Here is a 246-nt window from a genome sequence, read left to right as displayed (position 1 = left end):
GAAAAGTAATGGATAAGGTAAAACTTTATTTAAAATATCGAAAGAAATCATATCTTTTAAATACTGCACTTTTTATTGCAGGTTTCATTGTTGTTATCTTTATATTTGGACCTCCGAAGTATTATGTTATCCCTATTTTATCAATCATATCGGCTTATGGTTTTTTAGAGTTTGTAGAATATAAACGTTGGAAAAAAGAAAATTATTGAGTTTAGCAATCTCAACTAACGGGGCTATTCTTCAAGA

The 246-nt window shown here is 28.0% G+C and carries 1 protein-coding gene; it reads left to right on the top strand.

Annotation, left to right across the window (positions count from 1 at the left end; genetic code table 11):
* Nucleotides 1-209 (top strand): hypothetical protein (locus tag V7149_RS06690; protein ID WP_335344869.1); only part of this gene is annotated, 209 nt, incomplete at its 5' end.
* Nucleotides 210-246: the final 37 nt, after the last annotated feature.

This window comes from Bacillus sp. JJ1503 (genome assembly GCF_036965125.1).
GTDB lineage: Bacteria > Bacillota > Bacilli > Bacillales > Cytobacillaceae > Cytobacillus.
This window is presented reverse-complemented; position numbering and strand designations above follow the sequence as displayed.